14 protein-coding genes and 1 pseudogene are annotated in these 8,394 nt (G+C 66.4%); 3 read left to right on the top strand and 12 right to left on the bottom strand.

All coding sequences use genetic code 11. The features are described from left to right. The 9 genes from TSB10P1A_RS22100 to TSB10P1A_RS22060 form a co-directional block, all read right to left on the bottom strand. The coding region (locus TSB10P1A_RS22100; protein ID WP_186390137.1) for a DUF3164 family protein at positions 1-355 on the bottom strand (355 nt) is incomplete at its 3' end. Next, positions 352-750: a hypothetical protein gene (locus TSB10P1A_RS22095; RefSeq protein WP_186390136.1), complete on the bottom strand. Its 399-nt coding sequence runs from the start codon at positions 748-750 to the stop codon at positions 352-354. The genes TSB10P1A_RS22100 and TSB10P1A_RS22095, both read right to left, overlap by 4 nt. After that, on the bottom strand, positions 747-1,019 hold the full coding sequence (locus tag TSB10P1A_RS22090; protein ID WP_186390135.1) for a hypothetical protein: 273 nt from the start codon (positions 1,017-1,019) through the stop codon (positions 747-749). Before TSB10P1A_RS22090 ends, TSB10P1A_RS22095 begins: the two co-directional genes overlap by 4 nt. Next, on the bottom strand, positions 1,019-1,393 hold the full coding sequence (locus TSB10P1A_RS22085) for a LysR family transcriptional regulator (protein ID WP_186390134.1): 375 nt from the start codon (positions 1,391-1,393) through the stop codon (positions 1,019-1,021). The genes TSB10P1A_RS22090 and TSB10P1A_RS22085 overlap by 1 nt, the downstream gene beginning before the upstream one ends. After that, the gene (locus TSB10P1A_RS22080) at positions 1,390-2,031 is read right to left on the bottom strand and encodes a hypothetical protein (protein ID WP_186390133.1); all 642 of its coding nucleotides are present in this window, start codon (positions 2,029-2,031) and stop codon (positions 1,390-1,392) included. Before TSB10P1A_RS22080 ends, TSB10P1A_RS22085 begins: the two co-directional genes overlap by 4 nt. Next, entirely contained in the window at positions 2,031-2,789 is a 759-nt protein-coding gene (locus tag TSB10P1A_RS22075; protein WP_186390132.1) for an AAA family ATPase, read from the bottom strand. The genes TSB10P1A_RS22080 and TSB10P1A_RS22075 overlap by 1 nt, the downstream gene beginning before the upstream one ends. A gap of 62 nt (positions 2,790-2,851) precedes the next feature. Then, positions 2,852-5,098, bottom strand: a complete 2,247-nt coding sequence (locus TSB10P1A_RS22070) for a DDE-type integrase/transposase/recombinase (protein ID WP_208987188.1) — start codon at positions 5,096-5,098, stop codon at positions 2,852-2,854. A gap of 3 nt (positions 5,099-5,101) precedes the next feature. Further along, positions 5,102-5,557: a hypothetical protein gene (locus TSB10P1A_RS22065; protein ID WP_186390131.1), complete on the bottom strand. Its 456-nt coding sequence runs from the start codon at positions 5,555-5,557 to the stop codon at positions 5,102-5,104. Next, positions 5,557-6,423 (bottom strand): ParB/RepB/Spo0J family partition protein, encoded by an 867-nt coding sequence (locus tag TSB10P1A_RS22060; protein ID WP_186390130.1) that lies wholly within the window; start codon positions 6,421-6,423, stop codon positions 5,557-5,559. The genes TSB10P1A_RS22065 and TSB10P1A_RS22060 overlap by 1 nt, the downstream gene beginning before the upstream one ends. 131 nt (positions 6,424-6,554) lie before the next feature. On the opposite strand from TSB10P1A_RS22060, the gene TSB10P1A_RS22055 reads away from it, so the two are divergent. After that, positions 6,555-6,734, top strand: coding sequence for a hypothetical protein (locus TSB10P1A_RS22055; RefSeq protein WP_186390129.1), 180 nt, complete (start codon positions 6,555-6,557; stop codon positions 6,732-6,734). Here the strand turns inward: TSB10P1A_RS22055 and TSB10P1A_RS22050 are convergent. The 3 genes from TSB10P1A_RS22050 to TSB10P1A_RS22040 are packed head-to-tail and all read right to left on the bottom strand — an operon-like array spanning position 6,731 to position 7,469. Continuing rightward, positions 6,731-7,015 carry a hypothetical protein gene (locus TSB10P1A_RS22050; RefSeq protein ID WP_186390128.1) on the bottom strand — a complete coding sequence of 95 codons (285 nt, stop codon included), beginning with the start codon at positions 7,013-7,015 and terminating at the stop codon, positions 6,731-6,733. The two genes, TSB10P1A_RS22055 and TSB10P1A_RS22050, sit on opposite strands and share 4 nt — an antisense overlap. Continuing rightward, on the bottom strand, positions 7,015-7,170 hold the full coding sequence (locus TSB10P1A_RS22045) for a hypothetical protein (protein ID WP_186390127.1): 156 nt from the start codon (positions 7,168-7,170) through the stop codon (positions 7,015-7,017). Before TSB10P1A_RS22045 ends, TSB10P1A_RS22050 begins: the two co-directional genes overlap by 1 nt. Then, a complete protein-coding gene (locus TSB10P1A_RS22040; RefSeq protein WP_185924706.1) occupies positions 7,170-7,469 on the bottom strand; it encodes a helix-turn-helix domain-containing protein in 300 nt (99 codons plus the stop codon). Before TSB10P1A_RS22040 ends, TSB10P1A_RS22045 begins: the two co-directional genes overlap by 1 nt. Before the next feature lie 168 nt (positions 7,470-7,637). Between TSB10P1A_RS22040 and TSB10P1A_RS24025 the strand changes: the two are divergent. After that, positions 7,638-7,832, top strand: a pseudogene (locus TSB10P1A_RS24025) (helix-turn-helix domain-containing protein); the annotation flags it as partial. A gap of 6 nt (positions 7,833-7,838) precedes the next feature. After that, complete coding sequence (locus TSB10P1A_RS23855; RefSeq protein ID WP_244293212.1) at positions 7,839-8,132, top strand: hypothetical protein; 294 nt, start codon at positions 7,839-7,841, stop codon at positions 8,130-8,132. Positions 8,133-8,394 lie beyond the last annotated feature (262 nt).

Below are 8,394 nucleotides of genomic sequence, written 5' to 3'. Positions count from 1 at the left end.
GGATCTGGAGCTGCGGGCCGAAGTCGACATAGTCCGCGACCTGCACGGTCACCTTCATCAGCCCGTCGAAGGTCTGATAGGTGCGATTTCCCTTCGGGCCGCCCTTCGTCAGGCCGTGCTCCTGGGCAAGCAGCGCATCGAGCTCACCCAGGTCGGTCATGGTGTGACCGCGAAAGCGGCCGATCTGGGCGGAAAGCTCATCGGCGAAACGCATGATCCTGCGCACCACCTCGTCCTCCAGCTTGTGCGCCGGCTTGATCGTCTCCAGCGGCACGAACGCGCCCTTGGCATCGGTCATGTAGGGTTTGCCGGCGATGTCGATGACGCCGTCGTCGGTTGCGGGGATATCGGTCATTGAATGCCTCCATGGCGTTGGTCGAGTGCGGAGCGGCCCGGTGCCGGGTCGCCCATGAGGTTGGCGGTGGGGTCGGGGTGACTGGACAGCAGGTGGTCGAGCATTGGGCTGACCCGCCAGCGCCGGCCGAACGGGGCCGGCGGTGCTTTGGGAGTGGGCACCGGCTGCGGCCGCTCAGCCGCCTCACGCCGCAGCGCCTCGCGTTGCCGTAGCTCCATGTCGACGGCGACGATCAGCCGGGCGATGGAGTGCACCAGGTCGGCGCGGCTTGTGCCGCCCGAGAGCAGCTTGGCGCCGACCTCGGCCGCTGCGATGGAGGCCGGCGTGTCGGGACCGCGTCCGTCGAAGACGCCGGCGAGGATCTCATCGACCAGCTCGTGCAGGGCCTCGCTCATGCCGCCGGCCCTCCATCGTCGGAGGCCGGTGCGGGCACCGGACGCGGCACGATCGGAAGCCGCGTGACCTTGCCGCTGGCGAGATCCGCTTCCGATACCATCGCCGGGCCGCAGACCTGGCTCGCCTCCATGCCCCGTGCGGTTCGCGCCGCGTCGCGCAGCGCGAGGCGAAGCAAGCCGGTCATCGCCGGCTGCAGCGCCAGCGAGCCGTCCGGCCTCGCATTGGCGTCGATCCACCCGATCAGGGTCCTGATGTCATCGGACAGCATCAGCAGCCTCCCTTGAGCCGAGAGTGAGGGCACCCGCTGCGGCAGGCGTGGAACATCCGGACGCGGTGCGCGCTGGTCGGGGCGTACGCCTTGCCCTGCCAGTCGAGGCACAGGTCCCGGCTGAGATCGCCGACCACGGGGCAATCGACGGTCAGCCCCATCAAAGCGCCGCGCACGCGTTCCTCGATCCGGGCGAGATCGCCCAGGTATCGAGAATTGATCACCTGGCTGACAGTCGGCTGGCTGTAGCCGATGCGCTTGGCCGCGCCGGCCAGTCCCTCACGGTCTGCCAGTGCTGCCAGTTCCCGCACCCAATCGGGCAAGGACTCCCCCCAGGTGGCGCGCGCCTTGTCGATCATGGCGGCCGGCGTCATGGCGTGACCTCCTCGGCCACTACCTCGGCCGGGCCGTGGAGAGCTTCGGTGTTGGGGTCGTAGACGACATGCGTGCGCAGCAGCTTCGGCGCCAGCGGGCCGCTCACCATCGACGGCTTGAGCCGCCATTTCGCGGGGCGCGAGCCGACGCTCTTCTGCAGGACGATCAGATAGCCGGCACCCGCCAGGTGTTTGACGTAGCTCTGAGCCGTCACGACCGGCACCGTGACCTCGTCAGTGGCGGCGAACGTCGCCAGCTCATGCGCGGTGAAACCGTCGCGCAGCAGATTGCGCATGGTGTTCCACATCAATTGGTTGGCCGGCGTCGGCGCCTGCGAGCCGTCCCGGCGCAGCCGGGGCGCCTCCTGGTGGCGCTGGACGAGACGGTAGATCCGGCGGCCCCGCCGGCGCCCGTGGGCGGGTTCGGTTCCGACCTCCGCCAGTATGCCCGCGCGGACAAGCCGTCGCAGATAGTCGGTAATGCCGTTGTCGGCCGGATCGCAGCAGCGCTGGTCCACGTCGTGGCGGGTGAACGTTGCGCCGCCGCGCGTCAGGTCGAGGATGACGGACCACACGTGGTCGATGCCGCGCAGCACCGGCCGACCGTTGATCGTCTTGAGCTTGAGGATCGCCGACATCAGCCGCGCCCTCCGGCTCGCCGGATCGGCGTCTCGCCCGTGAAGATGCGCCCCTCGTAGTCGGCGCGGGATACGGCACCTTTGCCGCGATTGCGCGCCCAGGCATGGATCTCGTGCAGCGTCGTGGCGATGCGGCGGGCACGGCCGGACGTCTTGGCGCGGATGTCTTCGAGCAAGTCCTCGCCGATCTCAACCTGCGGGCACAGGATGCGGGCCAGCTCCGCCGTATCCTCGAGGTCGCACGGCTGCGCAAGCTGCCAGTCGAGCACCCTGTTATGCACCCGCTCGAAAGCTTCGAGCTTGCGCGGCAGAAGCTCCTCGCCGATCAGGACGACCGGGACTTGCGTGGTCTCGTGGATGTCGCGGACGTATTCGATCATCTTGCCGTCGACCAGCTTGTCGGCCTCGTCGATGATCAGGGGGCGATTTGGCGCATCGCCCAGGCGCCGGATGATCTCGTCCATCATCTGCGCCACGGTGCCGCGCGGCCGGGGCTGCCCCGCCTCCTGCAGGATGGCTTCGCAGAGCGGCTTTGCCCGCCAGTAGTGGCGGACCTCGACATAGATTGCGCCAGTCCTGTTCATGGCGTACTGCGCGGCGACGCTCTTCCCGTAGCCGCTGTCACCGCTGAAAACGCCGATCCCCGGCAGTCCGACCATGCGCGAGCGCAGCGCCTCGATCATCATCATCAAGGTCGCGACATTCTTCAGCGGCGCGATGGACCCGCCCGTCTTGACCGTGTGCTCTTTTGCCGTCATGCTTCTCTCCTTGGTAAGTGCTTGGGGCCCCGGTTCGCCGGGGCTCCTTTTTTTGGGCGGGCCTAGCCGCCGAAATCCTCATGCAGGGCCTGCAAAGCGCGGTATTCCGGCCCGGACCTGTAGCCACCCAGCCACATCGCATCCTCTGTACTGATGGCCTCGCCGGCCTCGACGCGCGCCATCAGGTCCTGCGCCCGGCGGAAGCGGAGCTGCGGCGTCTCCTGGCGCCGAATTGGGGTGACGGTCGGCGTGACGGTCGGGGCGGAAGCGGCAGGCGCCGCCATCTCCTTGCGCATTTCGGCGAGCAGCTCCGCCGCGCGCTTGGGCTGCGCGGGGGCCTCGGCCGGCCTGGCCGCGTCCAGCGCGGCGGCAATGGCGGGCGTCGAGTGTTCCACCTCGCGCTTGGGCAGAGGGACGACATTGGCGCTCTCGCGGGCGCGGGCGTCGGCCTTCTCCCGGTAGAGCTGCAGCGTCCGCTCGATGCCGGACGGCCCCTTCCTGATCCTGCGCAGCTCGGCTTTCGCGTCCCGCTCGCGATCGGCGAGGATCTGGCGCGCGACGTCCTTTTCGGCCCGCACGAAGGCCGGCCGGTTGATGTCGCGCAGCTCCGGGCAAAGGGCGGTGTCGAGAAACCGCCCATCGGCCGCCGAGAAGACGTAGACCTTGCCCATGTCGATCGGGTCGAGCCGGACGATCACGTCGGTACCGGGCAGGATGCGGCCGGACAGATAGTACCGATGATCGATCTTGAGGCCTTGGCCCGTCATCCTGCGGCGGCCGTCCTTGCCGGCCAGCGGCATCAGCAGGACATCGAGGGCGCGCTCGTCCACGCGGGCGATCGGCGCAGCCGAGGCGGCCGCCGCCTCAGCCGGTGTCAGCCCCTTCAAAGCGCCCTTGAAGCCGCCGTGAGGCCGGGCGTGGTAGTAGACCTCAAGCCACTCGTCGACATGCGCCTGCACCTCGGCCGCCGACAGCGCGACCTCGAAAAGCTCGGCGTCATCCGTGCCGAGGCGCTGGCTGAACGCCTTGCGCTCCTCGATCGCTTTGCGCTCGGCCACGTCATGGCCGACATAGCCGGGGAGTTGCGCCGCGAAGTTGTGTTGGAAGGTCTTGATGACGCGCTCGACATGCGCCTTTTCGGTCGGGCTGTACGCGGCAGAAACGTCGACATCGATATCGAGATCGTCGAAAAGCTGGACGGTGGCCCGCGCCTTGAAATCGGAGCCATTGTCCGTCTTGACGGTCTTGGGGACGCCCCAGGCCATCAGCGCCTTGCGGATCAGCAGACCCACGGCCGAGGCGCGGGGCGTCTTGGCAAGGGTGATGACCACCCGCCGCGTGGCGATGTCGATGCAGGCATACATCGAGTGCCGGCCGTCCGTGCACAGCGCATCGACCGGCGAGGCGTCGATCTGCCAGAGCCGGTTCGGCTCCCTGACCCACCGATAGGCGCCCGTGCCGCGCAGGGCCATGGTCGAGCGATAGAGGTCCGGATTGGTGTTCTTGGTGATGACCACCTTTTCGGCGGCCCGAAGCTCCCGGATGAAATGCTGGAATGTCCGCACCGGCGGCAGCGGCTTGACCTCGCCATGCCGGTCTGTGATCTCGGCGCCGAACTCGCCCTCGCAATAGTCGCGGATCGTCTCCGCAGACAGGGCTGGATTGCGGATGATCCATGCGAGGATATAGGCCCGCATCCGGCCTCCCTCGGCCGTGGCGAGCAGCCCCTTGCCCTTGCGGGCCTTTGCGGGGTCGTGCCCGAGCGCGGCGCTGCCGGCGCTCGCCCGTGCCTGTCGCCAGCGCATCAGCGTGCGGGCAGACACATGCCTGACCACCCCCGCCGCCCATTCGGGCAGCGGCACACGGCCGGCGTTGTACATGTCGGCGAACAGGCTGTCGGTCCCGAGCGCGCCAAGGTCGAGCATCTGCCGGAAGCGATCCGCCAGGCGCAGGATGTACACCCGCGCGTCCCGCGTCAGCCGCGCCCTGTCGGTGAGATCTCCGGCGCCCCGCAGGTCTGCCGGACTGTCACCATCCCTGAGCGCCAGCGCCGGGCCGATCTGGCGCGACAGATACCCAAGCCGCACGTCCAGCGGCAGGAGATCGAGGTGGTACTCATACCCGCCACCATCGCTACCGGAGCGCTGGCGCACGAGAGCGCGGTATCGGTGCCAGCTTTCCCGGTCGGCGAGAGCATTCACGCCGCGCTTGGTTTCCGGCATTCCCGGCATGTCGCCAGCGGCCGCGAGGCTGGCGATCTCCGCCGCCGTGAACCAAATCTGGATCTGTGTCGGGTTTTGCGCGTTCATCGCTCAGACCGCCCCCCACTTGGCCTTCTCGGCGGCCTTGAATTTCTGGATTTTCGCTTCGGCCTCTTCAGCCAGATGCACATTGATGAGCGCGCGGTAGCGGGCATCGACGACCACTTTTCCGAAGCGTCCGGCCACGAAGCCGAGAAGGTCTGTGCAGCCGGTCACTTCGATCAGCGCGATGAAGCGCTCCAGCGTGATGCGATGTGCTTCCGCGCCTTCCGAGGCGTAGTTCGCAAGCATGTTCTCGGAGACCGCATAGCCAAGCTCTGCGGTCATCGCGGCAGCGATCTCAGGCCGCGAAAGGGACGATGACTTGAGGGCGAGCGCGACGGCCTGGCTGATTTGCGAGGCCAGCCGCGAACCGCGAATGGCGCCGGGCTCAAACCCGGCGGCCACCTTCGGCGGTTCCCAGGAGAACAGGTCCCCCGTCAGGTCGTCTTTGCGCGCCTTCACCATCAGAGCGCACCTTCCTCTTTCAGCATGTCGAGGATTTCGTCTTGATGGGCACGCACGAAGGCGCGGCGCTGCCGAACGGGAAACCGCCGCCAGCTGTCCGAAAAGGACCGGAACGCCTTCTCGGCCGGGTCTACGGGCTTGCGTCCTTCGATCATGGCGACCGCGCCGGCCACCGAACCCGCCATCGGCGGTTCGCTGAGCACGTGATCCAGAACGGCGGGACGCATCTCCTCGGGCAGATCGGCCAAGGCCATCAGTTCGCTTTGGCTGTCGGCGAATTTGGTGAGCGCCACTCGCTCGCGGGTGTACCCGTCAAGCGACGCGATCTTCAGGCATCGCCAGACAGTGACCTTGCTAAGGCCAAGCGCCCGTTGCGCCGCCTCGCCGAAGGACGCTGCGAACCGCTCGGCGGCAGCGGCCACCGGGTCGGCGTCGATCAAAGTTTCATCGTGAAACTTTGATGCTGCCCGCCGGTTTCCGCCGCGCTTCACCGCGCCCTGGGCCTGCTCGTAGATCTCGCGCCATGCGGCCACATCCAGCGCCCTGTCCAGCGCCGAGAGCTCCCGACGCATCAGGTTCTCGGCGATCTCCGCAAGCCGCAGGGCGGCCTCGTCGGCGAACGCATCCGCCGGTTTCACGTCGGCCGGAATGCTCTTCCACTTGAGCGACTTCGCCGCACCGAGCCGGTGGGCGCCGGCGATCAGCCGGAAACGCTTGCCCGCCTCGACCACGAGGATCGGGATGCGGAGCCCCTGGCCGTCGATATCTGCGGCCAGCGCGGCCACCCAATCCGGGTCGACCTTGCGCCGGCCGGCGGGCACGTCGATCTGTGCGAGCGGGATCTCGCGCGGAGCGTCGGAGGTCATCGTGCGCCTCCTGCGCGATAGGACGCAGGCGAATCGGCTAACTTGGCGTGGTTGCGGTTCCGGCGCGCGGTGGTGCGCACGCCGGAACCTGCCATCCCCAGGTGGATTGGGCACACGAGGAGATGATTGGAATGGATGCTGAAAAGCTCTTTGAACACGCGGTGCGTCTGGTCGAGGCGAACCTGAACGCGGGCCAGTTTCACAACCCCATGAACCTCGAAACGATCATTCGCGACCAGGTGCCGATCGCTTTTCGAGCTCTTGAAATCGCATGGGCCGAGGTCGTTGGTGAGGGCGAAGGGCGCCATTAGCGTGCCCCCCGCGGCCGGTAGACATAGCCGCGCCCGGCTTCATAGACGTACCCGTCAGCCTCGCCCGGAGACTGTTCGTTCCGGGTGTCGCACTCGATCTGGCCGGGGATCTCGTCCAGCCTCTCAAGCCGGATCTCGATCTCCTCAAGGGCCGTTTTGGTCCTTGTCAGGATATACAGCGAGGACCGCAGCTCGGCCCACACGGTGCGCAGGAGCATCAGGATCGTGCCCGCGCATACGAGGATGGTCATGCCAAGCAAGACAACTTCGTAGGGACGCATCACCCCATCCTCCAGATCAGCACGAGATCCGAAGCCACCCCGACAAACAGCAGGAAGGACGCGACCGCGAGGCACAGGACGGCGGCGGCTGCCAGGTCTTCCGGGTCCGGAAGCATGTCAAGGACAGCCTGCAGCGCTGACAGGAGCGGGCGCATTACGCGGCCACCCTGTCAGAGCTTCCGGGGGTTTTCTGACTCGCCTTGCTCGGACGCTCTCTGCTATCAAAGATCCGATTGGCAGTGATGGGATAGCGGTCGGGCCACACCACCTCCACGGGATCTCCGAGAAAATCGGCGATCAGTTTCTCGTTGGGGCGGTTCCAGCGGGTCCAGACAGTTCGGAAGGTGTTCGGGTTTCGACCGTTTTCAATCGCAAACTCGGTGAGCTTGACGCCCCTGCGTCGAAACTCGGCGAGGATCGAATGCCTGTCCCACTTGGGCTGGGCTTTCGCCATGGCTGCTACTCCTACTGAAAGCGGGTGTTGGCGCACCCGCTTTTTGTTGACGGTGTGTCATCAATTGCGGGTCGCCGAAGCGGGCCGCTTCGATAGAGGTAGGACAATTATGTCCAGTCGTAAAGACATAATTGTCTATGCGATTGGACCAGCGTGTCCTTGTTTTGCATGGGTGGTTTAGGGGACAGGATCAGGCGTGCCGCTGATGAGATCGGAGGTCTCACAGCGCTGGCAGATTCAACGGGGATAGTTAGGCGTACAGTCGGCCGCTATGTCAGCGAGACCACCGAGCCAACTTTCTCAACGCTGATTTCCATCTCTCGGGCGACAGGCGTTCGGCTTGAGTGGCTTGCTACGGGCGATGGAGATATGTTCGCCGATGCGGGTCAGGCTCCGCCCCCCGTGCGCGCAATCGATCCGACACTCTTTCGCCAGGTCGGCCGGCTTGTGGCGAGGGTGCACCAGGAAGAGGGCGTGAGGCTGCCCCCGGACGCCGCGCTGGATGAGCAAGCGGATGCCTATAACGCCCTGATAACGCGTGCTGAGGACCCTGCCGATCCGGCGGAGCTCGAAGCGCTCCTGCCGTGGCTGGAGGCGCGGCTGCGTAGGAGGCTCCAGACGGCGGCGGCTGAGCCGGGCACCGGTAAACGTCCGGCTTCTTGATCGTCCACATTAGAGCTTGAGGCCCTGTAGTCTTTTCCGTCCATTGCCGGAATTGCAATCGTCGTACAACTACGCTCACTGGTAGCAAGGACATATTAGGGGGGAGACGATGAGGCACGATGCCGTCCTGATTTATTTCGCGATTGCCATGATCGCACCGGCGCCGGTAGCGGCGGGAGGCGTCGAGGTCATCCTCGAGCGTCACGAGGTCGGCCCGGTCGCAGACCGCATCATCATGAAGATGGTGAACAACACGGGAAAA

It is taken from the genome of Stappia sp. TSB10P1A, assembly GCF_900185725.1.
Taxonomy (GTDB): domain Bacteria; phylum Pseudomonadota; class Alphaproteobacteria; order Rhizobiales; family Stappiaceae; genus Stappia.
The sequence above is the reverse complement of the archived record's forward strand: the minus strand, read 5'-3'. Positions and strand labels throughout refer to the sequence as shown.

Excerpts from the sequence above, each read along its gene's own strand:
- TSB10P1A_RS22040 (WP_185924706.1), bottom strand. The coding sequence starts at position 7,469 with ATGGCGAAAGCCCAGCCCAAGTGGGACAGGCATTCGATCCTCGCCGAG.
- TSB10P1A_RS22065 (WP_186390131.1), bottom strand. The coding sequence starts at position 5,557 with ATGGTGAAGGCGCGCAAAGACGACCTGACGGGGGACCTGTTCTCCTGG.
- TSB10P1A_RS22085 (WP_186390134.1), bottom strand. The coding sequence starts at position 1,393 with ATGACGCCGGCCGCCATGATCGACAAGGCGCGCGCCACCTGGGGGGAG.
- TSB10P1A_RS22090 (WP_186390135.1), bottom strand. The coding sequence starts at position 1,019 with ATGCTGTCCGATGACATCAGGACCCTGATCGGGTGGATCGACGCCAAT.
- TSB10P1A_RS22095 (WP_186390136.1), bottom strand. The coding sequence starts at position 750 with ATGAGCGAGGCCCTGCACGAGCTGGTCGATGAGATCCTCGCCGGCGTC.
- TSB10P1A_RS22055 (WP_186390129.1), top strand. The coding sequence starts at position 6,555 with ATGGATGCTGAAAAGCTCTTTGAACACGCGGTGCGTCTGGTCGAGGCG.
- TSB10P1A_RS22075 (WP_186390132.1), bottom strand. The coding sequence starts at position 2,789 with ATGACGGCAAAAGAGCACACGGTCAAGACGGGCGGGTCCATCGCGCCG.
- TSB10P1A_RS22045 (WP_186390127.1), bottom strand. The coding sequence starts at position 7,170 with ATGCGCCCGCTCCTGTCAGCGCTGCAGGCTGTCCTTGACATGCTTCCG.
- TSB10P1A_RS22060 (WP_186390130.1), bottom strand. The coding sequence starts at position 6,423 with ATGACCTCCGACGCTCCGCGCGAGATCCCGCTCGCACAGATCGACGTG.
- TSB10P1A_RS22050 (WP_186390128.1), bottom strand. The coding sequence starts at position 7,015 with ATGCGTCCCTACGAAGTTGTCTTGCTTGGCATGACCATCCTCGTATGC.
- TSB10P1A_RS23855 (WP_244293212.1), top strand. The coding sequence starts at position 7,839 with ATGTTCGCCGATGCGGGTCAGGCTCCGCCCCCCGTGCGCGCAATCGAT.
- TSB10P1A_RS22080 (WP_186390133.1), bottom strand. The coding sequence starts at position 2,031 with ATGTCGGCGATCCTCAAGCTCAAGACGATCAACGGTCGGCCGGTGCTG.
- TSB10P1A_RS22070 (WP_208987188.1), bottom strand. The coding sequence starts at position 5,098 with ATGAACGCGCAAAACCCGACACAGATCCAGATTTGGTTCACGGCGGCG.